Genomic DNA, 26,590 nt, shown 5'->3' with positions numbered 1-26,590 from the left:
TTTCCTGCGATTGGGGGCCTTTTTGTACCATTATTTTGATATAAATTTTATAGGAAATAAAAATCTTCAGGCAGTTCCCCAGTCTTCAGACGCTGTAAAGAAAGCCTTCAGTTCCCTTTCCGAAAGAGAAACAGTGGGGCAGAAGCGATCACTGGCGGCATATTCGCAAAGGCTGCTGAAAAGCTGCCGGCCCTCGGGCGTCCGCTGCAACTGCTTTTTGGGGCAGGAGCAGACCAGCAGCCTGCCCGCACCCACGCGGCACTCAAACAAAAGGCTGAGCTTGTGGTTGCGCTCAAAGTTATCGATAACCTGCACAATCGGGTGCAGCTGCGGCGACGCAGTGTCTAAAATCAGCGCGGGGGCATCTGTAACAATGCTGCGCCAAGGTTCTGTTGCATATTCCCGGCTGGAAAAGTGCCGCAGCGCAGGGTGTCCTTTGTCAATCACCAGGCCCAGGGTACCTACCGGCAGGGGCTTTCCCATGCTTTCTGAAATGGAACGAAACATTGGGTAACACCAAAAATCAGCACAGTAAGCTGTTTTAATGGTCTTTTCCGGCAGCGCCTCATCTGCAAAAAGCAGGGCACTGCCGCCTTTCCGCAACAAAGAAATCAGCTGTGAATCCAAGCGCTCAAAGACGGGAACCGCCGATGCTGGTTCTTCCTTTTCCGGGCAGACCCAAACCGTATATATTTTTTTAAGATGCAGCGCGGGCAGAGCAAGGGAAAGCGTCACTTCGCGCAACTCCGCTGCCTGCGGCAGCATACAGGCAATTTTGCCAAACCAACAGCAGCCATTCTGTATGCTCTCTGCTTCCTGCCGGCCGTGTGCCAAAAGGGTATCCCCCATTTGCAGCGTCCAAAAAAGTGTCAGCTTTTGGGGAATGCCCGGGCGACTGCAGCGCATTTGCAGCGCAGCGCGAAATGTTTCCCCTGAAAGATAGACAAACTTCGGAAAACGTGCCAGCAAAACTGCGTCAGAGCAGAAGCTCCTCCACTTTTCCGGCGAAATCAGGCCCTTGGGCCGCATAAAAGCATTGAGCATACCGACTGTTGCTGTGCCCTGTCCACTATAATCCTGCAAATCGAGCAGTTGAAACCCAGCAAGTTTCTGTGAGCGGAACGCTGCCTCCAGCTCTTCCTGGTAGCACTGTGCAGCAAGCTTACCGGAACAGTAAAAGAAGCTTTCGGCGCAGTCCCCCATTCCTTTGTCACGCAGGCGCTTTTGAAAAATCTCAAAGTTTTTTGCTTTCAGCGGGCCGGTGTACTGCGCAATCTCCCGAAAATCCGGAAAAACAACGTACTGACCTACTTCATGCGAAACCACCGGAACCTGCGGCAGCACCATGTCGTTCTTTCCCGCGGCTTTTACGGTTTTGGTTCCTGTACCAAACTGTATCTGAATAGTCTTTTCCCCTGCGGCTGCTTTTTGGCCGGCTTTTTGTTCAGGGTAAATTGCCTCGTCGTAATCTTTCATCGTGCCCGGCACTTCCTCCTGCACATGTCCCAAAGGTGCGTCACACATTCCGTAGGAGCCGCGGATCAGGCGGTCCCTTGAAAAGCGCACGCCGCAGAAGAAGTCATCTTCCGGCAGGATTTCAGGGCAAAACTGAAAGTTGTTGGAGCCCTGGGTGTACAAACGGCTGCTGTCAAAGGCATGATAATTCTGCAGGACCTGCGATATGCGCCGGCTGCTGCCCCAAAGCTCATTGCCAAGCGACAGCATGACAAAAGAAGGGTGGCTGCCATAGGCTTTCAGCATACGCAGGCCCTCTGCCTCCAGGTAATCCTGCTCTTCCCGCAGGGACTTGTCAGCGGTATCCGGCTCGGGCACCGTTCCCCAAAAAGGCAGCTCTGGCTCCATATACACACCCAAAAGGTCAGCAGCAGTAAACGCGGCATCTGGCGGACAGCAGGTATGGAAGCGGTAGTGGTTAATGCCGTATTCCTTTGAGCGCTCCAGTTTTTCCATCCACGCCGCAAGCGATGTGGGCGCAAAGCCGGTAAGCGGAAATAAAAGGGCTTCGTGCTTGCCACGCAGAAACGTTTCCTGCCCATTGATGGTAAATTTTCCGCCTGCTGTGCGAAAATCGCGCAGACCAAACGTTACCTCTTCTGTATCCGCTGTGCCGCCCGCCGAAAAAGTAAGCTTCATGCGGTAAAGTGCAGGCTGATATTCGCTCCAGAGCAGGGCATCTCTGCCCATAGGAAAGACAACCCGCAAGGTCCCGGGGGCAGCAGGGTAAACCCGCGGCTCTGGCCGATGGGTCCCTATGCTGTTAAAGCTCTCGGCAGAAATTGAAACTGTGCCGGCCTGCCCGCCGCAGACTGTTGCCGTAATGACAGCCTCTTTTTTTGCGGCGTCCGGCCGTACCTGGATCTCTGAAAGACGGTTTTTGGGAAAGACCTGTAGCTCTATGCGGCCGGTCACGCCATTCCAGTTGGTCTGGGTATCTTTCGAAGTCATGTGCCCGCCTTTTGTCGGGTAGCCGACATTGGAAACACAGAGTGTAAAGACATGTTCCCCTTTGGTCAGATGATCGGCCAAATCATAAACGTGCGGCGCACACAGGCTGTTTTGGGTGCCAAGGCAGGTGCCATCCAGCCACAGGGTAGTAATGCGCGTGCGCTCTAAAAGCAAAAAGCAGCTTTCCCCGGAGTAATCTTCCGCGGCAGTAAAGGTACGGGAATACCATGCACTGCCGGCAAATGGATACTCTTCGGTTAAACAGTCTGTTTCTGCTTTTTCATTCTTTTTGCCTTTTCGGTAATAGGAAGTGGTACCCGGCAGGTGAATGGTATCCGCGTACGGGGTCTTGGGAAAGCCGCTCTGCGGACCAAGCTGAAAAGCCCAGGTGCCGCTCAAATCGAAACAATGCGTCATTTAAAACTTGTCTCCTTCTAGGAATTGATGTAGCCAAAAAAGCTGCCGCCTTTCATGGTGCGGGCAGCAGCTTTCGGGGATTGTATAAAAACAGGAGCTTATACACTTTTTTGTATGGAAATTATTCTGTTGTCACATGGCGGTACTGCAGCTGTACCGTGCCCTGCAGGCGCAGGTCACGAGAAGAGCAGCCCGCAAAGATGCGGTACTCACCGGGCTCTGCCACAAACGCGCCCAGCGCCGTATCGTAAAAGGACAGGCACTTTACCGGCACAGTCACCTCGGCACGGGCCGTTTCGCCCGGAACCACCGCAAGCTTCTGAAACCCGCACAGTGCTCGGACAGGCATAGGACGGTCGTTTTGTGGAGCAGCGACATAAAACTGAACGGTTTCTTTGCCTGCCCGCCTGCCGGTATTTTGAATCTGGCAGGAAAGTGTCAGCTGTAGCTTCTGCTCAGTTTCGCAAAGCTTTTCCTGCAGATCCGTGTAGGCAAAAGTTGTGTAGGAAAGGCCGTGGCCAAAGCAAAATGCCGGCTCAATTTTGGCCGCATCAAAGTGCCGGTAACCGACAAAGATACCCTCTTTATAGTCTACCGATTTTCCACCGGGAAATTCGCCAATGCTGTGTGAAGAATAATCTGTCAGGTTTTTCGCAAAAGTCTCGGGCAGGTGCCCACTCGGGTTGACCTCACCGAAAAGGACCTCAGCCAATGCGCGGCCGCCCTCCATACCCGCATAGGAGCTCCACAGCACAGCCTTTGCCTGCGGCAGCCAGGGCATCTCCATCGGCGAACCGCCAATAAGCGCAACTACCGCATTCGGGTTTGCTTTCAGCACTTCCGAAATAAGCTGGTCCTGCCCATACGGCAGCCGCATATCCGGCCGGTCGGCGCCCTCGGTGTCCTGCAGGTGGCTCAAGCCGCACACCAGCACCACCCGGTCATACTGTCCCGCAAGGTGCACAGCCTCATCACGCAGGGTTTTCTGCTGCGCCGCTGTTTCCCGGTCTTCAGCAGTTTCATCACGTGCGTGGTCTTTTAAGCTGTCGGCCTGCCAATTCTCGTCCTGCGCTTTTGCCGGCGCGGCGGCATAGCCGGGCACCCAGCGCACATCTGTTTCACCGCCAAGTACCGTACGAATGCCAAGCAGCGGGGTAATCTCATACAGTGCCTTAATCTCTGCACTGCCGCCACCCGGTGCATGTGCGCGCACGGCGTTGTCCCCGATAACCAAAATCCGGCCCGCGCCTTTGGCAAGCGGCAGCAGACGGTCCTCATTTTTGAGAAGCACCACTGCCTCGCGTGCAGCCGCCAAAGTTGCCTGCTGATGCGGCAGCGTATCATAGCAGCCGGGCTTGCGCTTTTCCCCGCCGAGCATGTGCAGCCGCTGCATAAGAACCAGAATGTTTTCCAGCTTTTGGTCAAGCAGCGTATCTGAAACTTTTCCGGCACGCACCGCCGCGCACAGCGGTTGTGCAAAATAGTACTCTTCGAAATTATCCGTTACGGACATCTCAATATCCAGTCCGGCCTCTGCCGGGGCGGTCGTATCGTGCACAGCGCCCCAGTCAGAAATCACTGTGCCGTCGTATCCCCACTTTTTGCGCAGCAGATCTGTCAGCAGCGGTTTGTTGTGGCTGCAGTATTCACCATCAATTCTGTTATACGCACTCATTAAAGAATACGAAACTTTTTCGCACGCACGGAAAGCCGGCAGGTACAGCTCGTGTACTGCGCGCTTGTCCGCTTTTACGTCGACCTCCAGGCGGTTTGTCTCTTGGTTATTGAGCGCAAAGTGCTTGACGCAGGCAGAAACATCGGACTGCTGAATGCCCCGGATGAGCGGCACCGCAAGAGAAGCCGTTAAATACGGGTCCTCACTCATGTACTCAAAATTTCTGCCGCACAGGGGGCTGCGCTTTAAGTTGACGCTCGGCGCAAGAATGACATCTTTGCCGCGGCCGCGGGCCTCTTCCCCCAAGACCTCCCCAACTTTTCCTGCAAGGTCAGGGTTCCAGGTAGAGGCGACTGCAGTACCGCTGGGCAAATAGGTAACATAGTCATCTGGCAGGCCGATCTGTTTCCACTGGCCATTTTCAAATTCGCTGCGCACACCCATAGGGCCGTCAGACATCTTCAGCGGCGGAATCCCCAGCCGCGGAATGCCCTGTGTATGGAACAAGCCCGTGCCGTGCAGCATGCCCGTTTTTTCTTCCAGTGTCATCTGGCTGATGAGCTGGCGCGCGGTGCGCTGCATTTCTTCTTTTGTTTTCATTTTGTATTCTCCTCCGCTGTGCAGGCAATCCACTGCTTCCTGCTATGATTTTCATTATATATGTTCGTGCACATTCTTGCATACCAAACTTTTTGGAACAATATTGCCATAATTTTTAGAGAAAACAATATTTTTCATACAAAATCATTCATCATTTTAGAAAATTGACTTCACCATTTTTCTAAAATACGATATAATAAAGTGGGTTTTGAGAAAGACAAAAGGGGTTTAAGAAAAGCCATGTCCATAAAAAAGCATTTATTTATGCGGCTGAGCCGCTCAAATGTAAAAAAGCAGCTGGTTACTGTCTTTTTGCTGGCGATCCTGCTGCCTGTCACCATTATCAGTGGCATTATTCTAAACACATTCCGCTCAAAGACCTACCAGCAGTATGTTGATCTGCTAAATTCGGACAACCAGCGGGTCGAGTCGATTCTCTTTAATGCGACTTCACGCTTCTATAACCTTTCAGAGCAGCTGCTTGTCGACAAAGGCCTCACCACTCTGCTGGAAACACAGTACAGCACCCCAGAGCAGTCTGCTGCAGCCTGCGACCAGTACGGAAACTTTAAAAACGTTTTTTTTAATGACACTGCTATTTCAAGCATTTGTGTGTACACCTCAAACAGCAGCATTGCCCCCTCTACCCATTTTCAACAGGCAACCGCTGCCGTACAAAAAACAGCGTGGTTTCAAAAAGCCGCCTCGTCATACTATCCGTTTTGGCAGGTGTGCGCGCGAAAGGATTCTTTCGGCAATCCGCTTTATGAAGTAACACTTTACCGCCATTTTACCTTGGTAAAGACACACAGCTATGCGGTACTGGCCATTTCCATGAGCAACAACTTTCTGCACAACCAACTGGAAAACAACACCCTGTGCTCGGCTGTGTCTGTCAACAGCGAGCCTGTCTTTTACAGTTCCTGGTCAGATTTAGTTATGCAGAAATGCCCCGTGACGCTGCAGGCCGGGCACTTTTACCAGAAAGAAAACGCCGAAAATATCATTGACGGCCGCCGCTGTCTGACAAGCACCAGCACCTTGCTGCCTTACCATACAGATGATTCGTTTTACATTGTCTCTATGAACAGCACAGCCCTTGATGAGATTGACCACTTAACGCAGATGCTGCTGCTGCTGCTTTTGGCCATTATGGCCGTTTCCTGTATCATTATTTTCCTGTTTACCCACTATTTCAGTGTGCGTGTCGAGTGCCTGCGCAGCGCAATGCACCGTGCCTGCAACAATGACTACAACATTATTGATGATTTTCACGGAAACGATGAGCTCTCCGATACTTTCCGCGACCTGCAGGGACTGGTGGAGCAGGTGAAAGTAAAAGAAGCCAAAATGTACCGCGAACAGCTGCGCGAGCAAAAACTGGAAAACGAACAGCAGAAGATGGAATATGAACTGCTGGCAAACCAAATTAATCCTCATTTCCTTTATAATACACTGGAAACCATACGAATGAAAGCCCTGACAGAGGGAAACCGCGACGTGGCCACGGCAATTAAGCTGCTGGGTAAATCCATGCGCTATGTGCTGGAAAACACGGGGACTTCCTCGACCACACTAAAAAGGGAACTGGACTACATTTCGGTATACCTGCAAATACAAAAGCTGCGCTTTGGCGATAAATTCAACTATACCCTGCACACTGCGCCTGAGATTGACCCCGCCAAATGTGAAATTCTGCCGCTGCTGCTGCAGCCGATTATAGAAAACTGCATTTCACACGGTTTTTCCGATATCTCAGAGGGCGGGCTGATTGACTTGGATGTACGGCTGCTGGGCAGCTCTGTGCTTTCCCTGACAGTTTCTGACAACGGCGCCGGCATGACCAACGAAGAAGTAAAAGCCCTGCGGCGCAGTATCTTGACCTCAAGCAAGGAAAAGAGCCGGCACATTGGGCTTTGCAACATCAATCAGCGTATTCTGCTGTGCTACGGCGAATGCTATGGCATTGAAATAGAGAGTAAACCGGGCAGCGGAACCAAAGTAAACTTGACGATTCCTTACCATACGATATAGAAGATCAATTTTACAAAGGAGTGAACAGCGTCTATGAAACTTTTGATTGCAGACGACGAAGCGATTGTGCGGCAGGGCCTGCGCTGCATTATAGACTGGCAGGGGCTCGGCTTTACAATTTGCGGAGAAGCTAAGACGGGTGATGAGGCGCTGCATAAAATTTCATCGCTCAGCCCGGACCTTGTGCTGATGGATATCCGCATGCCAAAGCTTTCGGGGATTGAGGTGGTAGAAACCGCCCGCAAGCAGGGCTTTGACGGGAAATTCATTATCTTAAGCGGTATTTCCGACTTTAAATATGCGCAGACAGCCATTCGCTGCGGCGTTGATTTTTACCTGACTAAGCCGATTGATGAAGATGAGCTGCAGAATGCAGTAGTTACAGTGCGGCAGTCCATTGAAAAAGAACAGAAAAAGAGCCATGCACTCAACCAATACCGCTCCAAAGCAAAGGACGTCATTTTGCAGGACCTGCTGCAGGGCACCGCCAATGTTTCTTCCCTCGACCTGCATGACCTCGACCTGACAGCAGATGTCTACCAGGTAATGCTCTATGAAAACTATGATCGAAAGCTTTATGCTGCACACTGGAACTTTGCAGAAAGCCTGAATGTGGCTTTTCAGGGGAATCAGCCTTTCGAGAACCTGGAAATCAACAGTAAAAATTATATCCTGCTCAAAGGCCGCTCGGCAATTCTGCACCTGAAAATGCTGCTGAGCCACTATACACCGCGCCGCGGCTCCCCACTGGACACACTGTTTCTCGCCTGCGGGCGGCAGGTCTCACAGCTGGAGGACCTGCCGCTCTCTGCGAAAGATGTGAATATGCTGGAGCGCCGCCGCTTTTTCTGTGAGCCGGACCAGCATATTCTGACCGTAGACGCCCTACCTGCCGCGGATTCTTTAAAGGCCGTTGTCAATGATGAAGCGGTTACATACTGGCAGGGTGAGCTTTCTAATTATATTCAAACACACAACCGCACAAAAATTGCCATGGCGCTTAACTCCCTGCAGGAAATGCTCTACTATGCCTCTGACAGCATCAGCCAAATTCAGCATTTTCTTTCTGATATTTACCTGCAGGTCAAGCAGAACATTGCTCAAGTTTACTCCACTGTGGAAATCCCGTTTCCCTCAAATGCAACTGTGCTGGGCATTATCGAGAGCAAGCAGTATCTGTATGAAATCATTCAGTTTTTCTCAGAGCAGTTTGAGGTTTGGTTTAATGCAATCGGCACTCCCTCTAGTGACAATGTGTTGGACGACCTGCTGACCTATGTAAACAACAACTTCCGCAAAAATCTGCGGCTTGAAACACTCGCCCCGCTTTTTGGGTATAACAGCTCTTACTTGGGCAAGCTTTTTTCCCGAAAAGTCGGCGACAGCTTCAACGCCTATGTCGATAAAGTGCGCATCCGCTACGCAACCGAGCAGCTGAAAAGCAGCAAAAAGAAAGTCTATGAAATTGCAGAAGAAGCGGGCTACTGCAATGTGGATTACTTCCATAAGAAATTCCGCAAATACGTGGGTGTAAGTCCCGCGAAATACCGCCGGGAAAACTGCCCGCCGCAAGAGAACAGCGGGGAATAATTCCCGCCCCGCAATCACAAAAAGCCGGTTCTTTCCGCAAGCCAAAAGCTTGGAAAGGACCGGCTTTTCTTATTTTTACAGAGCGCTACAAAATTTTTGAACAGAAGCTACAGCACCTGCGCACGCAAAACGACAGGCAGGGTACTGCTGACAAAGGGTGCTTTGACATGCAGCCCCGCTTCGTCCCGCACCCACTGCGGTGCCTCCTGAAAGCCCAGCACTGACACGCCTTTCAGCAATCCGTGAAAATGCGGAATGCTCTCATTCTGCGTTAGGCCCAGTGCGTGGATTGTCACGCAGCCGCTTTCCGGCCAAGCCATTGCAAAAATGTAGAGATTTCCCCCGCGTACGGTAAAGCGAAAATCTTCCGGCTCGTACTGCAGTGCCTCGGCATCGGCAAACTGTCCCTGCGCCGGCCGGGTGTGGCCCTCGCCAAATTTGCGCCAGGGTCGGCTGCCGTAAATAGCCTCTCCATTTACCCGCAGCCAGCTACCGATTTCTTTGAGAATCCTGCAGTCGGTTTCGGGAATTGTGCCATCTGCTTTCGGGCCGATATTCAGCAACAGGCTGCCGTTTTTGCTAACCGCCTCTATCAGCTCCAGAATAATCTGCCGCGGCGTTTTGTAGACCAGAGAGTCCGTGTAGCACCATGAATTTTTTGCAATGGCCGTGTCGGACTGCCAGAAAAACGGCTGTGTATCGGCAAATCCGCCGCGCTCCATTTCCGGGATACCGCTGCCGTACATCATGGCATCCTGCTTATAGCAGATGGCTGTAGGGGTGCCCCACTGCCGGCCGCGGTTGTAGTAATAGGCCGCCAGCTTTTTTAGCCACGGCTTAAATGCCTCGTGCTGAATCCACCAATCAAAGTACAGGACCCGCGGGTGGTAGCGGTCGATAATCTCGCATGTACGTAACAGCCAGTCCTGCAGGAACTCCGGCGTGGGGTACGGCTTGCTTTGCAGATCCTGCGGGGCAGGCTCTGGCATAGCGGGCCAGTAAAAGTCACCCCGCTGCATTGGCTCGCGGATATCGCTGTCAAATTCCCGACCATGGCTCATAAAAAACCAATGCTCGGCGCGGTGAGAAGAGGTACAGAAAATAAGCCCTTTCGCCTGCAATGCTGCCTGCAGATCTCCCAAAAGGTCGCGGCGGGGGCCCATTTCATATGCATTCCAGTGTGACAGGCGGCTGCGGTACATCTGAAAACCGTCGTGGTGCTCCGCTACGGGAAACACATATTTTGCACCTGCAGCGGCAAACAATGCAGCCCACGCGTCTGCGTCAAAATGCTCCATGGTAAACCGCGGAATAAAATCTTTGTAGCCAAACAGCTTTTGCGGCCCATAGGTGCTGCGGTGATGCTCAAATTCAGGTTTATCACGAATATACATATTGCGCGGGTACCACTCATTGCGGTAGGCGGGCACACTGTAAAGCCCCCAATGAATGAAGATGCCAAACTTTGCGTCTGTCATCCAGGCGGGCGTCACAAAAGAGGTCAGCGACTCCCATGTATCGTGAAAGGGACCCAGAGAAACCACCTGCTCTATTTCCTGTAAATACTCTTCTTCATTCCATGTTTCTTTCAAAGAACACCCTCCCTCTTAGACAAAGGGAGCACTGGAATTGCTCCAGTGCTCCCCAGCTGCGCTGAAAAATCAGTGCTGTTTTTTTATTTGCTGCTTGTGCTGCTGCCATTTGTCTTCATAATGGCTACACGCGCGGCCTGCTGATCTTTTGCATTCTTCATATCTACGGCAAGCACCTGGTCATAGCCAAGGCCCTTGACAGTAGTCTGCATATCTTTCAGATAAGAGTTAAACTCTGCTTCATCCTTAGCAAAGATCATCTTCCAGGAATCTGCTACAATCGTGGACTTGCACTGGTTGCGCAGAGTGGAGATATCGGAAGTTTCCTCTGGCTGATAGAAGTCACTGCCAGGAGCAACCGCGATCTGCTTGCTCTTTTCGAGATAGCTCAGCGTTGTCTTTGCACCCATCTTTGTCTGCCAATCGGTGTCAAGCGCAGTTGTGTTATCTTTCAGTACAGAATCCCACATGCTGTAGGTATAAGTGCTCTTAGAATTCGGGTCAATATCGACCAAACCAATCGCGCTGTAGTTGAGCTGAGAAACGCCGTCTTTCCAGCTGCCGCCGCCCCAGCCAGAAGGCATTGCCACAGTACCGTCGCCCAGCAGTGCTTTCTTACCGAACTCAGTCAGAACCGGCTTGCCGTCTTTCATTTCCCAAGTCAGGCCCTTAGGTCCACAGGTGCTGGCAGTCTGTGCGCAGCTGGTCTCGACTCCTTCGGGAGAATAGAGCCAGTCGATAAAGTCTGCCAAACGCTGCGGGTCCTTTGCCTTGCTGCCAATGGCAATGGTGTTTTTATCAGATCCATGCGGAGAGCAGCCATAAGAGAAGACCTTCATGTCTTTAATGGAAGCAAGCATAAAGCCCTTGCCGGCCTTTTTGTGCTCAGTGGTGTTGTACATGCTCTGACCAAGCCACGGCCACGGTGCATAAAGGACTTGGCCGTCTTTGTACTTGCTGGACATGGTGTCATAATTCTGGCTGGTAGACTCAGGGTCGACCAGGCCCATCTGGTTTGCTTTGTAGAACAGTTTCAGTACACGAGTGTACATGGAATTGGAATCGATGATGCTCTGATAATCGCTGCCGTCTGCCTTTGCCAGCGCAAAGCCCATCTCGTCATAGCCATAGAAGCAAGTAGGCTGCTTGGCGTTGTTCATCATGTTGCCATCCCAGTCTTTAAAGAGAGAGAAGCCATAGGTCTTTTTGCCGGAATCGCTCTTCGGGGAAGCAGCCTGCATCTTCTGCAGCACAGGCAGCAGGTCTTCCAGGGTATTCATTGTCGGGTAGCCGATCTTTTTGTAGATATCCCAGCGGATATACGGGCCAAAGGTCAAGTCAAGGCCCTCAGAAGGAGTATCAGCGGACTGGCTGGAAATTGCACTTGGAATTGCCCATGTACCGGACTTCCCGGCAAGTTTCGTTGTCTCTGCAATAGCTTCCTTGTACTTTGACAGGTTCTTTTCATCCTTAATATAATCGGTCATATCCATCAGCAGGTTTGCTTTTACCATAGTAGAAAGCTTGCCGCTGTCGGCGCCCATAATGACCAGGTCGCCCAGGTTACCGGCTGCCGAACGGGTCTGGAACAGCGTATCGCCGCCGCCGGCCACGTTTGGTGCAATGATGTTCAGCTTCATGTTGAATTTGTCTTTTACAACCTTGGCGAACCAGCCGGACTGAATGCCCTGGTAGTTTGCCTGACCATCAAATACATCAATGGTAATCGTATCTTTGTACTTTGAATTGGTGCTGGTGTCTGAAGTGGAGCCGGAAGCAGCGGCACTTGAGCTGCTTGAAGATCCACAGCCGGCACAGCTGCCTACCAGCATTGCCGCGCTAAGCAGCAAACTGACAGCTTTCAATGTCTTTTTCATGAATGAATTTCCTCCCAACAAAAGTATAATCTCTATGGAGCAAATAAGCTACCCTTTTGCAGCTTATTTGTCAGCAAACTGAAATTTGGCACATCAGCCCTTGACAGAGCCGATCATAATGCCCTTGACAAAGTACTTTTGGAAAATAGGATAAACAAACAGGATTGGCAGCACAACAACAACGGAAACGGTCATGCGTATGGAAGTAGCTGTCTGTTGGGTAGCCAGAGCCGCCATGTTCATTCCGGAGCCGCCGCTGGTCCTGACCATCTGCGCCAGGGAATTTGCCTGGTTGATGTACTGATACAGCAAATACTGCAGAGAGTACAGTTTGGAGTCCGTAATGTAAATCAAGGTATCTTGGAAAGAGTTCCACTGTGCAACTGCAGAGAAGATTGCAACGGTCGCCATAATCGGCTTGCAGGTCGGCAAAATAATCTTTCCGAAAATGGTAAGGACCCCTGCGCCGTCAATTTCAGCTGCCTCCTGCAGCGAATGCGGTATGGACTCAATGTAGGTCTTTACAAGGATAATGTTGAAGGGCTGCACAATGGCCGGCAGAATATAGACCCAAAAAGTGTTGGTCAAATGCAGGTTTTTCATGGTAATGAACATCGGGATCAGACCGGCGTTAAAGTACATGGTGATAACCATGAAGCGGTACCAGAATTTGCGTGCCCACATTTTCTGCTGGGTAAACATGAAGCCCAGAAAAGCCGACGCAAGCACAGTAAGGACAGTACCCAAAACAGTACGTGCTACAGAAACCGCCGCCGCCAGGGGCAGGCCGCTCAGTTGCAACACCTGCACGTAGTTATCAAAGTGAATACCCTGCGGCCAAAAGTTGATGACGCCGTTTTCACTTAGGTTGTTTGCACTGATTGAGTTAATAATCAGATAATAAAATGGATAAGCGCAGATAAAAGTTAAAATGCCAAAAATAACATAGTTGATAACATTAAAGGTAACGCCGCCGGGCGTAAGCCGTTCATGCTTTTTTTCAGGCTCGGCTGCAAGCTGGTCACTCTTTTTTTTAGGCTTTGAAGACATGGCTGATTCCTCCTTTTTACATAATCGACTCGCCGCGCGTTTTCTTTGAAACCGTGTTTACCACGCACAGCAGCACCACACTGACCAGGCTCTTCATCATGCTGATTGCTGTTGCCAGCGAAAGGCTGTTGCCTGTCATGCCGATGTTGTAAACGTACAGGTCAAGCACCTGAATGTGTGTTTTGTTGAAAGCATTCTGGAAAACGAAGTACTGGTCCATGCCGTTGTTCAGGAAGTTTGCAACAGAAAGCATCAGCAAAACAAAGAAGGTAGGCATCAGGGAAGGAATCGTGATGTTTCGGATAATCTGGCCGCGGTTGGCGCCATCTACACGTGCAGCCTCGTAAAGCGAAGTGTCAATGCCTGCAATAGAGGCTAGGTACATAATGGAGTTCCAGCCTAGGCACTTCCATGTATTCCAGAAAAGCATCCATAGGTATGTGTGCGAGTCACTGTCGAGGAATTTAATTGGCGTCTGAATAACGCCCATGTTCTGCAGAATCGTGTTAACCATGCCTGTGTTGGAAAACAGGCTGAATGCAACGGAAAACACCAAAACCCAGCTGATGAAGTTTGGCAGCGTGGTCAGTGTCTGTACCAGATTGCGGAACCATTTGCAGTGAATTTCATTTAAGAAGACTGCAAACAGCAGCGGCAAAATGGAGGTCGCAATGCCCAGCAAGCTCATGGCAAAGGTGTTTTTCAAGACCTGAATCAGCTGCTTTACCTGTGTTGGGTTGGAAAACAGCATCTGAAACCATTTGGTCCCTACATACTGACACTGCGAAAGCGCCAGCGGCGGCTTGTAGTCGTAAAATGCGTACGCCCAGCCGGCCAGTGGAAAATAGGAAAACAAAAAGATAAGTACCAGAAACGGCAGGACATACAAGAACATGCGCACGCTATCTGGATTTGACTTTTTCTTCTTGGCTTCCACTTTTCCGGAAGTATCCTTCTTTCTCATTGTTTAACCCCTCCCGAAAGATTTCTTTTTCATATCCGGTAAATTTACTATAGCACTCACTTTTCACCATGAATACCGCCAAAATTGAATTCTATTTCTATAAAATATTGGATGTTTTATACGCAGAAAGAAATAAATAGAATTTTTATCTTAAAAATAGTCTGATTCTTACACTTTACAAACCGTAAAACTAGCTATTTTACCATGTGCAAAAAGCACAAAAAAGGCAGCTGCCTAAAAAAGCAACTGTCTTTTTTTATCATTCTGCTATTTTTTTCGTTCCATTTCGCGCAAAAACGCGGTTGGACTGTCACATTGCATAAAACCGCTCATCACGCAGGCCCCCGCTGCACCGGCAGCGCGCACCTGCCCCACGTTTTGTGGGCCAATGCCGCCAATGGCCCACACCGGCAGCGGCGGCTCTGTGCACACTTCCCGCAAAAACGCCGTTCCGCGCGGCGGCAGACCTTTTTTGCAGTCTGTTGCAAAAATATGCCCCAGCGTCACATACGTACAGCCCAGAGCCGCCGCTTCTAGGACATCTGCACCGCTGTGGCAGGAAGCCCCTAGCACACGAAACTGGCAGCGCTGCTGCTGTGGCAAATGGCGCAGAACCGGCAGCGGCAAATGCAGCGAATCACAGCCGAGCTTTTGTGCACACGCTGCGTAACTGTGCAGAATGAGCGGCGTTTCATACCGCCGGCAGATGGAAAACACTTCTTTCGCCAGTTTTTCGTACGCCTGCGGCGAAAGATCTTTTTCCCGCAGCAGAATACCCGCCGGGTGCGCCGCGGCAATCTCTGCCATGCGCTGCAAAAAATCCCCCCGGCACAAATGCCGGCTGGTGACACATAAAATATCAGACATACAAGTAATCATTCAGCACCGGCTGCAGGCCTTCTCCTGCCATATCACCGTACATCTGGCCAAAGCTGCGAGTATCGCAGATTTCAAATTGTTCGTCACCCTCTACCTCATCGAGCTGCTTGCCAGTATATTTGCTCTCGTGGTCGCCAATGCCTGTGGAAACGCCGGCGGAAATCTTAGTTGCCGCAATCTTGACAATGCCGTTGCGGAAAGCTCTGCTTTCCCGCGAAGAAACCGTAATGCCCGCAAAGGGCAGGAAAATGCGGTAGGCACACAAAAGCTGACACAGCTGCGTTTCATGTACATCCTGCGGGTTGATTTTTTCGTTGTTGATAATCGGGCGCAGCCGCGGACAGGAAAGGGACATTTCTGCCTGCGGATATTTGCGCTGCAGATAGTAGACATGCAGCGCTGTCGCCAATGCGTCTTTGCGGAAATCAGAGAGGCCAAGCAGTGCCGAAAAACCGACCCCGCGCATACCGCCCATCAGTGCACGCTCTTGTGAATCAAAGCGGTAAGGCCAGACTCGCTTGTGCCCCATCAGGTGCAGCGTTTCATATTTTTTAAGGTCATACGTTTCCTGAAACACCGTGACATAGTCGGCGCCGCATTCGCGCAGGTAGCGGTATTCGTCGGTATTCACCGGGTAAATTTCCAACCCAACATTGCGGAAATACTGGTGCGCCAGTTTACAGGCATCGCCGATATACGCAAGGCTGCTCATTTTGCGGCTTTCACCGGTCAGAATCAAGATTTCCTCCATACCCGAATCGGCAATGACTTTCATCTCGTGCTCGATTTCCGCGTGATTCAGCTGTTTGCGGTGGATATGGTTGTAGCAGTTAAAGCCGCAGTAAATACAGTAATTTTCGCAGTAATTTGCAATATACAGCGGCGTAAACAGGTAAACCGTATTGCCGAAGTGGCGGCGGGTCTCCATGCGCGCACGCTGTGCCATCTGCTCCAAAAAAGGCTGGGCAGCAGGCGAAATCAGTGCCTTAAAGTCCTGTACCGTACATGTTTCGTGCGAAAGCGCGGCCATTACATCTCTGGGGGTATACTGGGTGCAGTCATACGCTTTCATCTGCGAAATGACTTTATCACAGATATCAGAATGGATCTGCTCCATGCCCGGCAGATACTCCATCGGGTCTTTCCGGCAGGAAGGGTCCGTCTCCAGTTGATGCTTGCGCTTGAGTGCCTCTGGCGAAAGGAATTCGGAATCTACTAAAAAATCATTTGCCATACTTACCGCCCCCTTAGCTGCGCAGGAAGCCGGTCAGCGGGTCAGAAGCAGCCGCGCCGCGCACCAACACGCGGCCTAAACCGGAAAGATATGCTTCACGCCCGGCCTCAACCGCTTTGCGGAATGCAGTTGCCATGAGCGGCAGGTCGCCTGCTGTAGCCAATGCGGTGTTTGCCATAATCGCTGCGGCGCCCATCTCCATCGCTTCACATGCCTGTGAAGGGCGGCCGATACCCGCATCTACAATCACAGGCAGTTCGATTTCATGAATCAAAATCTGCAGGAATTCTTTGGTTGCAAGGCCTTTGTTAGAGCCAATCGGTGACGCCAGCGGCATAACCGCTGCGGCGCCCGCATTGACAAGGTCACGGGCAGCATTTAAATCGGGGTACATATACGGCAGTACAATAAATCCTTCTTTGGCCAGCGCTTCAGTGGCACGAATCGTCTCGCTGTTGTCGGGCAGCAGGTACTTGCTGTCGCGCATGATTTCAATTTTGATGAAGTCGCCGCAGCCCAGCTCGCGCGCAAGGTGGGCAATGCGAATGGCTTCCTCTGCGCTGCGCGCGCCGGAAGTATTCGGCAGCAGGGTGACACCCTTTGGTATGTAGTCCAGAATGTTTTCGTGCTCGCGCGTATTTGCGCGGCGCACCGCCATTGTCACAATCTGTGCGCCGGCGTCCTCTACCGCGGCCTTGATGAGCTGCAGTGAATATTTGCCGGAGCCTAAAATAAAGCGGGATGTAAATGCGTGCCCGCCAAGGACCAGTTTGTCGTCGTTTTTCTCCATGGGTTTCTACCTCTTTTAATGTATTTTAATGTATGGAAAATATATTGAAAACAAAATAACTGACAAAATTATTTTTGCGGCCGGCCTTTACGCCTGCCGTTTTCCGGCAAGCAGCCGCAGCACCATATTGGCCTCGTGTGCGGCACAGACCAGCACCCGCGCGGAAAGAAGCCCCGGCCCCTCGCCGGCGTTGCTGACCTCGTCCCCACATAGGTAGAACCAATCTGTCACTTTCCGGGTCCGTATGCGGTTTGCAGACCCCAGCCCAGCCATACCGGAGCCCGCAACCAAAAAGGTTTTTGGATAATGCTCCAGTACGCCGTTTACCAGCATTGCCTTTTGCTCTGGCCGATCAAAGGCTTCACAAATACAGTTCTCCTGCCGAAAAAGACCCGGTATGCTCTCTGCTGTGACATGCAGTGTATCCGTAACCACTTCACAGTAAGGGGCTGTCATGGCAAGGGTCTGGCGCAGGGCATCCGTTTTGTACATGCCGAGTTGATTTGCAAAGTACTGCTGCCGGTTTAGATTTGACAAATCGACCCGGTCAAAGTCAATCAGGTGCAGCCGGCCGACCCCCGCCCGCGCCAGCGCAATGGCAATGTTGGAGCCAAGCCCGCCTAAGCCGCACACTGCCACACAGGCTCTGCTGAATTTTTCCTGCAGCGCGGCACCGCAGCGCTCGACCAGTGCCTGCTGCATTTCTTTTTGTGTTGGTATCATTTTCAGCCACCGCCCACAAAGCTGACGATTTCTACCACGTCGCCGTCTTTCAGCACGGTTTCACCGTAGCGCTGCTTTTGCAGGATATGTCCATTGAGTTCTACCGCGATGCGGGAAAGCGCATACGAAGTCCCGGAAAGATACTGTGCCATTGTTTTTTCGCCGGTCTCTACTTTTTCTCCATTGATAACTGCCACTGTGCGGCCCCCTTTTCCCGATAAAAATAAAAAAGGCCACACAAAAGTTTACACCCGTGGTGGTGTACCCCTTTATGTGACCTTATCGGTTCAAATTTGTTTACAGTATAACAACATCTGCCGGCTGTGTCAAGCTGTTTTCGGGAAAAGTGACAAAACAGCTTACACGCAAACCGGTGCCGCAGCACCTTTTTCTCGCGCTTTTTAATTACAGTTTTCGCGTGCGCAGGCGGCATTCGCGGCGTTTACAAACACCACGGTTGGCTCAAACGCGGCCGCTTCCTGCTCACTCACCTGGCAATAGCACATAATAATGACCTTATCGCCGCGATTCACCAGCTTGGCACCCGCGCCGTTAATGCAGATAGTGCCGCTGCCGGCTTTGCCGGGAATTGCATAGGTAACCAAACGACTGCCGTTGTCAATATCCGCAACCTGCACCTGCTCGTACGGGCGAATGCCCGCCGCCTGCATTAGGCTTTGATCAATGGTAATGCTGCCGACATAATGAATATCGGCCTGTGTCACTGTTGCACGGTGAATCTTCGCTTTCAGCATTGTCAGCTGCATGTCAGTTTTCCTCCTGCCCTAAAATAGTGTTGTCAATCAGGCGTGTGGTGCCAAAGCGCACAGCCACTGCTGCCAGGGCTTTTTTGCCCGGCAGAATCTGCGCAGTTTCATCCAGTGTATCGGCATCCAGTACCTCGACGTACTCAATCTTTGCCAGCGGCTGGGCGGCAATCTCTTGCCGAATCACTGCCTGCAGCTTTGCTGTGGAGGCGTGGTCGGCAGCGCCGTCCGCAAAATAGGCGCGTGCCTTTTGCAGGCCGCGGCTTAAAGAAAGCGCCTGCCGGTGCTGCTCCGGCGTGAGGTACAGGTTGCGGGAACTCAGCGCCAGACCATCTTTTTCACGCACAATGGGGCAGGGAACGATTTCTACCGGAAAGTGCAAATCGCGCACCATTTTTTTGATGACGACCACCTGCTGGGCATCTTTCTGCCCAAAATAGGCGCGGTCCGGTTGCACAATATGAAGCAGCGTGCTGACCACAGTAGCAACCCCTTTAAAGTGAATTGGGCGGGAAGCACCGCAAAGCTTGTGGGTAATCTCACCTTTTACCTCAACTTCTGTAGAAGCGCCCGGCAGATAAATCTCACTCGCCTCTGGGTGAAAGACAAGGTCTGCGCCGGCCTCTTCGGCAGCTTTGCAGTCGCGGCTGATGTCACGCGGATATTTGTCAAAGTCCTCGTTGGGGCCAAACTGAGTCGGGTTGACAAAATCGCTGACTACGACTAAGTCGTTCTGCTCTTTCGCTTTGCGAATCAGGGACTGATGCCCCGCATGCAGGTACCCCATGGTAGGCACAAATCCAAGTGTTTTGTTTTTGCGGCCGAGTGCTGCCAGTTCCTGCTGCAGCTGAGCGATGGTTGTAACTAGTTTCATTTTTTAGATCTCCTTTTCCTCTGTTTCCTGCAGCTTTTCCAAGACGGCGGCGTCCATAGCAAAGGTATTCGCCTTTTCGGGGAAGCGCTGCTCTTTTACGTCGGAAACATACGCGGACACCGCGCCGGACATATCCTGCTTCATATGTGCGTACTGCTTTACAAATTTCGGTACAAAATCATCAAACATGCCAAGTAAATCGTGAACGACTAAAATCTGCCCGTCACAGCAGCGGCCCGCACCGATGCCAATGGTGGGGATACTGACCTTTTCGGTGATAAGCTCTGCCAATCCTTCTGGTACAGACTCTAATACAATCGCAAAAGCACCCGCTTCTTCCAGTGCCTGTGCGTCGGCAATCAGGTCTTTCGCCTTCTGCAGTTCTTTACCCTGTACTTTAAATCCGCCCAGGACATTGACAGACTGGGGGGTAAGACCAATGTGACCCATAACCGGAATCTGTGCCCGCACAATGGCGTGCACCACCGGCACCATATCGCGGCCGCCCTCCAGCTTGACCGCGCCGGCGCCGCCCTGCTGAATCAGCCGGCCGGCATTGCGCACAGCATCTTCTGTACTGACCTGATAGGAAAGAAAGGGCATATCGCCAACCACCAGTGCCCGCTGCACCCCGCGCGAAACGCACCGGCAGTGATAAACCATCTGGTCCATGGTGACCGGCAGAGTGGAGCTGTTTCCCTGCATGACCATACCCAGGGAATCGCCCACTAAAATGGCGTCTATGCCGCCGGCATCCACGATTTTTGCCATGGAATAGTCGTAAGCGGTCAGCATGCTGATTCTTTCGTGCTGCTCTTTTGCTTTTTGAAACGATTTTACAGTGAATCTACTGTTCATTGCTGCCACATCCTTGTAAGAGTTTGCGAAAATTTTCCGCCTGTTCACAGCCCAGTCTTCCACCATTTTCCGCGAAATTTACCGTTTGCAGTGCCAAGGCGCGGTACCAGCCGGCCAGCTGCGGCAGGCTGTGGTCTACTGCACGGCAGTGCGCCGCCACAGTGCCATAATCCGCACGCACAATCGGCCCAGTCAACGCCTGCACGGTGCCCTGCTCCCGGATATTTTCGAGTGTCCCATCAATCAGCGGCATGACCGCAGGAAACAGCGTTTCGCGGTCCATGCCGGCCACCTGCATTAGCTGCAGACCTGTGTCAATCAGCATAACCAGGTAATTGGAAAGCACACAGGCGCCCGCATGGTAAAGCGGCTTTTTGTCTGTCTCAATTCTGCTGCAGGCTGCGCCGGTCTGCTTTAAAATCCGCTCGACTGCCTCAAGCGCTTTTGGGGTACCCTCTGTGCTGAAATAAGTCTTTTCCAGCATTTTCGCACTGACCGCCGGGTCACCGAAACTCTGCAGCGGGTGCAGACTGCCCACCGGGCACCCCGCCGCGGAAAGTGCCGCCAAGCACGCAGAAGAATGCGCCCCGCTGACATGCAGCCAGATTTTCGTCCGCCATGCAGGGTGCTGCTGCAAAAGTGCAGCAGCTTCTTTATCTGCTTCGGGCAGCACATGGTCCGGTGTTGTCAAAAACAGCACGTCGCTTGCAGCAGCGGTCTCTTCCATGTGGTAGAACCACTTGCTGCCTGTCAAAGCCGCCGCCTCTTTTGCAGAGGCCGGGGTTCTGCTGCTGTATCCCGCAATGATAAGACCATGGTGGGTAAAATAAAGGCCCAATGCCCGGCCGACTCGGCCCGCGCCGATAAATCCAATTTTCAGTTTTTTCATCTCCCGTTTCCAGTAAATTTGCTCAAAGACGCAAAAAAGCCTTTTCCACCTGCCGCTTATGCCGCAAAAGGGCACAAGCATCCTGTTACAGATGAAAAAGACATTCATTCATACTTCATGCAGTCTTTGTCACAGAGGATCAAAGCAGATTATAAAGCCCGGGGACTCCCCACTTTTTACGCGAAAGACTTTTCCTTTTTGTACAGCTCATCATTAGATGATACCGCCATGCTCTGTGCAGCTCCATAAGGATACCGCCAGGAAAGGAAATAGAATCCATAGGCTAAAAAGCACTATAACATAAATATACGAAAAAAGCAAGCCCTTTTTAGGCACTCTGTCACTGCAAGGTGCAAAATAAAAAAATTTTTCTTCTGCGTCTGCACAATTTCTCTATTTTTTCGCCGTCAAAAGTTGACAATCTTCTTTTCCCTGTGTATGATGTTAATACATGTGTAAAGACACATGTAAATAACCTGTCAGGCGGTGTTTCCTTTTGGAGAAAGTAAAGGCATTTTTAAAACGAAAAGATATTGTTATTTCGGCAAAGCGCTACGGAATTGATGCACTGGGCGCCATGGCACAGGGACTTTTCTGTTCCCTTTTAATTGGCACCATTATCAACACAATCGGCACGCAGTTTCACATTGGTTTTTTGACCACCGCCGTCGCAACGATTGCCGGCACAAAGTACACCGTTGGTGGCCTTGCAACCGCTATGAGCGGCCCGGCTATGGCTGTAGCAATCGGCTATGCGCTGCACTGCCCGCCGCTTGTGCTGTTTTCGCTTATCGCTGTAGGCTTTGCCTCAAATGCGCTGGGCGGCGCAGGCGGCCCGCTGGCAGTTTTGTTTGTCGCAATCATTACCGCCGAGGTCGGCAAGGCGGTTTCTAAAGAAACAAAAATTGATATTTTGGTAACGCCGCTGGTCACCATTGGCCTGGGTGTTGCACTTTCTGCCTGGTGGGCGCCCGCACTGGGGTTTGCCGCCATGAAAGTCGGCGACCTCATCATGTGGGCAACCGAACTGCAGCCCTTCTTTATGGGCATTTTGGTTTCTGTATTGGTAGGCATTGCGCTGACCCTGCCGATTTCTTCGGCAGCAATCTGCGCAGCGCTCTCGCTGACCGGCCTTGCAGGCGGCGCAGCTGTGGCGGGCTGCTGTGCACAGATGGTTGGTTTCGCCGTGATGTCCTTTAAAGAGAACCGCTGGGGCGGCTTGATTTCGCAGGGAATCGGGACCTCTATGCTACAGATGGGCAATATCGTAAAGAATCCGCGCATCTGGATTGCACCGATTGTCACCTCGGCTATTACCGGACCAATCGCCACCTGCCTGTTTCATCTGCAGATGAACGGCACCCCGGTTTCTTCCGGTATGGGCACCTGCGGCCTGGTCGGCCAAATCGGTGTTTACACGGGCTGGGTAAAGGACATTGCCGCTGGCACCAAGGCCGCCATTACCGGTATGGACTGGGCCGGTCTGCTGCTGATAAGCTTTGTACTGCCCGCTGTGCTGTGCCCGCTGATCAATCACTTCTGCCGCAAAAGGGGCTGGGTCAAAGATGGGGATATGACTTTGTCATAAGCAAACAAAAGAAGTCCCCGGCTGCACCTAAAAGGCGGCTGAGGATTTTTCTAAAGGACTTTGTATAGAAAAGATTCCGCATCAAGCATTTCGTGAACATTTCAGTACCATTCCAGTAAGCACAAAAGGCCGCCGAAACTCCCTATAGAGGAACAGGGGGGATTTTCGGCGGCCTTTTTTATGATAGAAAGCTCTAGCAGGTCTGTACTTCGTCTTTCTTCTTTTTCTTACTCTTCTTATACGGGTTTCTGCGCAGGTAATCGAAAAAAGAATCCGTTTCTTTTTTCACCACTCCCGAAAGTGCAAAGAGGGCAATCAGGTTTGGAAAAGCCATCAGACCGTTTACAATATCCGCGAGGGTCCATACAGAATTGAGCGCTAAGAACGGTCCTGCCGCCAAAGCGACAATGTAGAGCCAGTTGTAAACTGTCACAGCGTTTTTGCTGCCTGTCAGGTAAGACACGCAGCGGGTGCCATAGTAGTTCCAGCCAAGGATTGTGGTAAAGGCAAACAGCGTCAAGCAAATCATCAGCAGGAAAGAGCCCACCTGCGGCGCAAAGAAAAAGGCTTTGCGAAACGCATAATCTGTGACGAAAAAGCCTTGAAGTCCCTTTACCTGGTATGCACCGGAAGAAATGATGCACAGGCCGGTCACATTGCAGATAATGATGGTATCAAAGAATGTGCCCAGCATAGAGACCAAGCCCTGCTGCGCCGGGTGCAGCACTTTGCCGGCAGCCGCCGCAATAGGAGAGCTGCCCAAACCGGATTCGTTGGAAAAAATGCCGCGGGCGATGCCGCTGCGGATTGCCTCCGCGACAACTGCACCGGCAAATCCGCCGACCGCTGCTGTGCCATTAAAAGCGCCGCTGAAAATAGCGCCAAATGCGCCGCCGAGCTTTGGTGCATTAAAAGCGATGACATACAGTGCACTGACAAAATAAATAACGAACATGGTGGGCACAATTTTTGTAGCTACCGCAGAGATACGCTTGAGCCCACCAATAATGACGAGTGCCGTCAACAGCGTGATTGCAACAGCGGCAAGGACGGTCGCCCAAGAATAGCTGCCGCCAAAAATAGAAACCGTACTGGCTTTTTTCGGGTCAAAGAAATTCTGTATGCCACTGGTAATGCTGTTAATCTGGGTCATTGTGCCAATTCCCAGCAGACCAACCAGCATACCGAAAACAGCAAAGAGCACTGCCAGCCACTTAAAGTTGTGGCCAAACTTTTCTTTCATGCCGCGCTCAATGTAGTAGAACGGCCCGCCAAGCACATGGTTTTCTTTATCAACGCTACGGTACTTTACCGCCAGCGTTGCTTCGGCGTATTTGGTCGCCATGCCTAAACAGGCGGCCAACACCATCCAGAACAGGGCGCCCGGCCCGCCGGCCGTAATTGCTGTGGCAACACCAACAATATTGCCTGTGCCAACGGTAGCGGAAAGGGCTGTACACAGCGCACTGAAACTGGAAATTTCGCCTTTTCCCTCTCCTTTCCAGCGCATGAAGTGAAAGGCTTCCGGCAGATGACGAAGCTGAATTCCTTTTAACCGTATGGTAAAAATAGCGCCAACCAAAAGGATCAGTACAATCAGCGGAATCCCCCAAACATATTTGTCTACCGCAGAAAGAAACGCATCCAGGGACTTTTCCATCGATCTCCCTCCAAAATATAAAGTATCGTGATTTTATGATTGTACCACCTTTTGCACTTTATTTCAATAAATCGGTGAAAGATGCCTTTGCAAAGGCCGCTGTGAGGTGTTTTGGAAGAAAATAGAATGAAAATCTGCAAATTGCTTATATCTTCTAATGATTCGTATAGTTCCCTCATTTCTGGCAGAGTGGAAACCCGATTTTAATTTTCAAGATATGCTGGCTGAGTGACACGTCTGTTATCTTGCCGCCCATTTCCTCCGTTAGCTTTTTCACAACGGAAAGGCCCAGTCCTGAGCCGCTGCTGCTGCGGGATTTGTCTGCTGTATAAAACCGCTCAAACAAATGCCCAAGGTCCTCTGCTCTCAGCTGCGGGGCAGGGTTGAAGACAGAAAGCCGCGCATAGCTGCCGTCTTTATCTAAAGCAAGGCCCTCATTTTTCTTTGCATAACGAAACGCATTGCTCAATAAATCCTGCGCAATGCGTGTACAGGCACACGATCACCGGTAATCCAAACCGGACGATCAGGCAAATCGACAGAGAAAACCATGCTGAATTTCTCAGAAAGCTCATACTGGCCGGCCAAAACCTCACGAAGCAGCTGGTTTAAGTCCAGTTTCTCTGTTTTCAAGGGAACTTTCCCAATATCCAGTGCCGACAATTCGTACAGCGTATTGATCATAGTTTTTAAAGTATGCGCCTTTTCGCTGACGACTGCCAAATACGCTTTCTGTTTTTCGGGCGGGCAGGGCTCTGCAACAGCTGCAGATACCCAAGAATGGAAGTCAGCGGTGTACGCAGATCATGGCTTGGATTTGCAATAGATTCTTTTAGCTGCAGGTCATTTCGGCGTACATCAATCCGCAGCTTTTTCTGTAAATCTAAGTTTCGGTTGAGTGCAGCAGCCAGCTGCGTAAGGTCCCGATCCATCAGCGCAACCGTGACCTTTTTCTCCGTCTGTTGAGCTGAATTGATAGCTGTTTTTGTATATCTGTCATTATAAGCCCGCTCACAGCCTTTTTCCAGTATCTTTCAAGGCATGTTCCCGCAAATGGAGGAAAAGGAGCGGCCGCTTTGGCTCAAATACATTTTTCAATGCTTTTCATAAACCACTGAATAAACCTGCCGCGGTCGAGGTCAAGACAGACAGCTGCATTATTTGGTTTGTGCAAATATCCTTTTAAATCGACCAACGTGCACCCAGCCGTCAATTCTCCACGCAACTCTACATCCACAAACGTTTTTTGGATCTGGAACATTCCCGGGCATAGCAGATAGGCAACTGCACAGCTGTCATACATTTTCAGACCCGTTTTCATGCTGCCACCACGGTAGTGGCGAAACAATGAATAAAGCATCTGACCGGTTTGATTCATATGCTTCAATTTTTCACTGTCTTCTTCAAAAACAAGTGCCTTCCATCCCACGTCTAGACCAGCCATAACAATGGGCACCCCGCTGCCGAAAACAATTTTTGCCGCCTCTGGGTCTGTGGCCACATTAAACTCTGAGAGCACTCCTTTATTTCCGCGGCCGGCGGTACCGCCCATAATGACAATTTCGCGGATCCTGCTTTTAACCTCAGGGTAAACTCGAAATAATAAGGCAGCATTTGTCATCGGCGCTATCAAAACCAACGTGACGGGGGTCTTGCTTTGCATAATGACACGATACATAGCGTTTATTGCTTTTTCATTCAGCAAAAGGGCACCGGAAGGTTCGGGAAAATGATATCCTTCCATTCCTCCGGATCCGTGCACATCTTCGGCGCTTACGAATTCCCGCACCAGCGGTTTTTCGGCACCGGCCGCCACAGGCACATTTTTACCAAAAAACGAAAGCAGGCACAACGCATTGCGCGTTACATTCGACAGACTCGCATTTCCTGCAGCAGTTGTGAGCAGCTTTACATCCAGCTCATCACTAAACAACGCAGCCGCCAAGGCAGCGGCATCATCAATTCCGGGGTCTGTGTCAATTATAACAGGTCGTCTGTTCATTTTTCCACTCCTCATCCAAAGCATCTTTTTCTCATATTCCCGCTGCGTCAAAACGCGCCAC

At 51.2% G+C, this 26,590-nt stretch carries 23 protein-coding genes; 3 read left to right on the top strand and 20 right to left on the bottom strand.

Going from position 1 to position 26,590, the window contains the following annotated elements; all coding sequences use genetic code 11:
- Window positions 1-66: 66 nt before the first annotated feature.
- Together LKE53_00935 and LKE53_00930 are read right to left on the bottom strand one after the other, a co-directional pair.
- Window positions 67-2,883 (bottom strand): beta-glucuronidase, encoded by a 2,817-nt coding sequence (locus LKE53_00935; protein ID MCH3971331.1) that lies wholly within the window; start codon window positions 2,881-2,883, stop codon window positions 67-69.
- Window positions 2,884-3,004: 121 nt separating this feature from the next.
- The gene (locus LKE53_00930; GenBank protein ID MCH3971330.1) at window positions 3,005-5,158 is read right to left on the bottom strand and encodes a glycoside hydrolase family 3 C-terminal domain-containing protein; all 2,154 of its coding nucleotides are present in this window, start codon (window positions 5,156-5,158) and stop codon (window positions 3,005-3,007) included.
- 240 nt (window positions 5,159-5,398) lie between these two features.
- On the opposite strand from LKE53_00930, the gene LKE53_00925 reads away from it, so the two are divergent.
- Both LKE53_00925 and LKE53_00920 read left to right on the top strand, forming a co-directional pair.
- Window positions 5,399-7,192: a histidine kinase gene (locus tag LKE53_00925; GenBank protein ID MCH3971329.1), complete on the top strand. Its 1,794-nt coding sequence runs from the start codon at window positions 5,399-5,401 to the stop codon at window positions 7,190-7,192.
- Window positions 7,193-7,225: 33 nt separating this feature from the next.
- The gene (locus LKE53_00920) at window positions 7,226-8,782 is read left to right on the top strand and encodes a response regulator transcription factor (GenBank protein ID MCH3971328.1); all 1,557 of its coding nucleotides are present in this window, start codon (window positions 7,226-7,228) and stop codon (window positions 8,780-8,782) included.
- 107 nt (window positions 8,783-8,889) lie between these two features.
- Here LKE53_00920 and LKE53_00915 read toward each other — a convergent pair whose 3' ends face one another.
- From LKE53_00915 to LKE53_00855, 13 genes are all read right to left on the bottom strand, one after another.
- Window positions 8,890-10,374 (bottom strand): alpha-L-fucosidase, encoded by a 1,485-nt coding sequence (locus LKE53_00915; protein ID MCH3971327.1) that lies wholly within the window; start codon window positions 10,372-10,374, stop codon window positions 8,890-8,892.
- An 83-nt stretch (window positions 10,375-10,457) separates the two neighbouring features.
- The gene (locus tag LKE53_00910) at window positions 10,458-12,251 is read right to left on the bottom strand and encodes an ABC transporter substrate-binding protein (protein ID MCH3971326.1); all 1,794 of its coding nucleotides are present in this window, start codon (window positions 12,249-12,251) and stop codon (window positions 10,458-10,460) included.
- Window positions 12,252-12,344: 93 nt separating this feature from the next.
- Complete coding sequence (locus LKE53_00905) at window positions 12,345-13,301, bottom strand: carbohydrate ABC transporter permease (GenBank protein MCH3971325.1); 957 nt, start codon at window positions 13,299-13,301, stop codon at window positions 12,345-12,347.
- Window positions 13,302-13,317: 16 nt separating this feature from the next.
- Window positions 13,318-14,196, bottom strand: coding sequence for an ABC transporter permease subunit (locus LKE53_00900; GenBank protein ID MCH3971324.1), 879 nt, complete (start codon window positions 14,194-14,196; stop codon window positions 13,318-13,320).
- Between the two features lie 336 nt (window positions 14,197-14,532).
- Window positions 14,533-15,132 carry a thiamine phosphate synthase gene (locus tag LKE53_00895; protein ID MCH3971323.1) on the bottom strand — a complete coding sequence of 200 codons (600 nt, stop codon included), beginning with the start codon at window positions 15,130-15,132 and terminating at the stop codon, window positions 14,533-14,535.
- A complete protein-coding gene (gene thiH, locus LKE53_00890) occupies window positions 15,125-16,378 on the bottom strand; it encodes a 2-iminoacetate synthase ThiH (GenBank protein ID MCH3971322.1) in 1,254 nt (417 codons plus the stop codon). Before thiH ends, LKE53_00895 begins: the two co-directional genes overlap by 8 nt.
- Window positions 16,379-16,391: 13 nt before the next feature.
- A complete protein-coding gene (locus tag LKE53_00885; protein MCH3971321.1) occupies window positions 16,392-17,168 on the bottom strand; it encodes a thiazole synthase in 777 nt (258 codons plus the stop codon).
- A gap of 87 nt (window positions 17,169-17,255) precedes the next feature.
- A complete protein-coding gene (thiF, locus tag LKE53_00880) occupies window positions 17,256-17,891 on the bottom strand; it encodes a sulfur carrier protein ThiS adenylyltransferase ThiF (protein MCH3971320.1) in 636 nt (211 codons plus the stop codon).
- A gap of 2 nt (window positions 17,892-17,893) precedes the next feature.
- Window positions 17,894-18,088 (bottom strand): sulfur carrier protein ThiS, encoded by a 195-nt coding sequence (gene thiS, locus LKE53_00875; protein MCH3971319.1) that lies wholly within the window; start codon window positions 18,086-18,088, stop codon window positions 17,894-17,896.
- A 204-nt stretch (window positions 18,089-18,292) separates the two neighbouring features.
- Window positions 18,293-18,658 carry an aspartate 1-decarboxylase gene (locus LKE53_00870; GenBank protein ID MCH3971318.1) on the bottom strand — a complete coding sequence of 122 codons (366 nt, stop codon included), beginning with the start codon at window positions 18,656-18,658 and terminating at the stop codon, window positions 18,293-18,295.
- A 1-nt stretch (window position 18,659) separates the two neighbouring features.
- Complete coding sequence (panC, locus tag LKE53_00865; protein MCH3971317.1) at window positions 18,660-19,532, bottom strand: pantoate--beta-alanine ligase; 873 nt, start codon at window positions 19,530-19,532, stop codon at window positions 18,660-18,662.
- Window positions 19,533-19,535: 3 nt separating this feature from the next.
- Window positions 19,536-20,390 carry a 3-methyl-2-oxobutanoate hydroxymethyltransferase gene (gene panB, locus LKE53_00860; GenBank protein MCH3971316.1) on the bottom strand — a complete coding sequence of 285 codons (855 nt, stop codon included), beginning with the start codon at window positions 20,388-20,390 and terminating at the stop codon, window positions 19,536-19,538.
- Entirely contained in the window at window positions 20,380-21,279 is a 900-nt protein-coding gene (locus LKE53_00855) for a DUF2520 domain-containing protein (GenBank protein ID MCH3971315.1), read from the bottom strand. The genes panB and LKE53_00855 overlap by 11 nt, the downstream gene beginning before the upstream one ends.
- Before the next feature lie 496 nt (window positions 21,280-21,775).
- On the opposite strand from LKE53_00855, the gene LKE53_00850 reads away from it, so the two are divergent.
- Window positions 21,776-22,867, top strand: coding sequence for a PTS sugar transporter subunit IIC (locus tag LKE53_00850; GenBank protein ID MCH3971314.1), 1,092 nt, complete (start codon window positions 21,776-21,778; stop codon window positions 22,865-22,867).
- Between the two features lie 193 nt (window positions 22,868-23,060).
- Here the strand turns inward: LKE53_00850 and LKE53_00845 are convergent, their stop codons facing one another.
- From LKE53_00845 to rihC, 5 genes are all read right to left on the bottom strand, one after another.
- Window positions 23,061-24,527 (bottom strand): sodium:alanine symporter family protein, encoded by a 1,467-nt coding sequence (locus LKE53_00845; protein ID MCH3971313.1) that lies wholly within the window; start codon window positions 24,525-24,527, stop codon window positions 23,061-23,063.
- Window positions 24,528-24,702: 175 nt separating this feature from the next.
- Window positions 24,703-24,996, bottom strand: coding sequence for a sensor histidine kinase (locus LKE53_00840; protein ID MCH3971312.1), 294 nt, complete (start codon window positions 24,994-24,996; stop codon window positions 24,703-24,705).
- The gene (locus LKE53_00835) at window positions 24,993-25,250 is read right to left on the bottom strand and encodes a cell wall metabolism sensor histidine kinase WalK (protein ID MCH3971311.1); all 258 of its coding nucleotides are present in this window, start codon (window positions 25,248-25,250) and stop codon (window positions 24,993-24,995) included. Before LKE53_00835 ends, LKE53_00840 begins: the two co-directional genes overlap by 4 nt.
- On the bottom strand, window positions 25,217-25,459 hold the full coding sequence (locus LKE53_00830; GenBank protein MCH3971310.1) for a hypothetical protein: 243 nt from the start codon (window positions 25,457-25,459) through the stop codon (window positions 25,217-25,219). The genes LKE53_00835 and LKE53_00830 overlap by 34 nt, the downstream gene beginning before the upstream one ends.
- Window positions 25,460-25,608: 149 nt before the next feature.
- Window positions 25,609-26,529 (bottom strand): ribonucleoside hydrolase RihC, encoded by a 921-nt coding sequence (gene rihC, locus LKE53_00825; protein MCH3971309.1) that lies wholly within the window; start codon window positions 26,527-26,529, stop codon window positions 25,609-25,611.
- Window positions 26,530-26,590: the final 61 nt, after the last annotated feature.

This window comes from Oscillospiraceae bacterium, assembly GCA_022483045.1.
In the GTDB taxonomy this organism is placed as follows: Bacteria; Bacillota; Clostridia; order Oscillospirales; family Acutalibacteraceae; genus Caproicibacterium.
This window is presented reverse-complemented; position numbering and strand designations above follow the sequence as displayed.

Excerpts from the sequence above, each read along its gene's own strand:
- rihC (MCH3971309.1), bottom strand. The coding sequence starts at position 26,529 with ATGAACAGACGACCTGTTATAATTGACACAGACCCCGGAATTGATGAT.
- LKE53_00905 (MCH3971325.1), bottom strand. The coding sequence starts at position 13,301 with ATGTCTTCAAAGCCTAAAAAAAAGAGTGACCAGCTTGCAGCCGAGCCT.
- LKE53_00845 (MCH3971313.1), bottom strand. The coding sequence starts at position 24,527 with ATGGAAAAGTCCCTGGATGCGTTTCTTTCTGCGGTAGACAAATATGTT.
- thiF (MCH3971320.1), bottom strand. The coding sequence starts at position 17,891 with ATGATACCAACACAAAAAGAAATGCAGCAGGCACTGGTCGAGCGCTGC.
- LKE53_00935 (MCH3971331.1), bottom strand. The coding sequence starts at position 2,883 with ATGACGCATTGTTTCGATTTGAGCGGCACCTGGGCTTTTCAGCTTGGT.
- LKE53_00830 (MCH3971310.1), bottom strand. The coding sequence starts at position 25,459 with ATGGATCGGGACCTTACGCAGCTGGCTGCTGCACTCAACCGAAACTTA.
- LKE53_00900 (MCH3971324.1), bottom strand. The coding sequence starts at position 14,196 with ATGTTCTTGTATGTCCTGCCGTTTCTGGTACTTATCTTTTTGTTTTCC.
- LKE53_00920 (MCH3971328.1), top strand. The coding sequence starts at position 7,226 with ATGAAACTTTTGATTGCAGACGACGAAGCGATTGTGCGGCAGGGCCTG.
- LKE53_00930 (MCH3971330.1), bottom strand. The coding sequence starts at position 5,158 with ATGAAAACAAAAGAAGAAATGCAGCGCACCGCGCGCCAGCTCATCAGC.
- LKE53_00910 (MCH3971326.1), bottom strand. The coding sequence starts at position 12,251 with ATGAAAAAGACATTGAAAGCTGTCAGTTTGCTGCTTAGCGCGGCAATG.
- LKE53_00895 (MCH3971323.1), bottom strand. The coding sequence starts at position 15,132 with ATGTCTGATATTTTATGTGTCACCAGCCGGCATTTGTGCCGGGGGGAT.
- panC (MCH3971317.1), bottom strand. The coding sequence starts at position 19,532 with ATGAAACTAGTTACAACCATCGCTCAGCTGCAGCAGGAACTGGCAGCA.
- thiH (MCH3971322.1), bottom strand. The coding sequence starts at position 16,378 with ATGGCAAATGATTTTTTAGTAGATTCCGAATTCCTTTCGCCAGAGGCA.
- LKE53_00870 (MCH3971318.1), bottom strand. The coding sequence starts at position 18,658 with ATGCAGCTGACAATGCTGAAAGCGAAGATTCACCGTGCAACAGTGACA.
- LKE53_00855 (MCH3971315.1), bottom strand. The coding sequence starts at position 21,279 with ATGAAAAAACTGAAAATTGGATTTATCGGCGCGGGCCGAGTCGGCCGG.
- panB (MCH3971316.1), bottom strand. The coding sequence starts at position 20,390 with ATGAACAGTAGATTCACTGTAAAATCGTTTCAAAAAGCAAAAGAGCAG.
- LKE53_00885 (MCH3971321.1), bottom strand. The coding sequence starts at position 17,168 with ATGGAGAAAAACGACGACAAACTGGTCCTTGGCGGGCACGCATTTACA.
- LKE53_00925 (MCH3971329.1), top strand. The coding sequence starts at position 5,399 with ATGTCCATAAAAAAGCATTTATTTATGCGGCTGAGCCGCTCAAATGTA.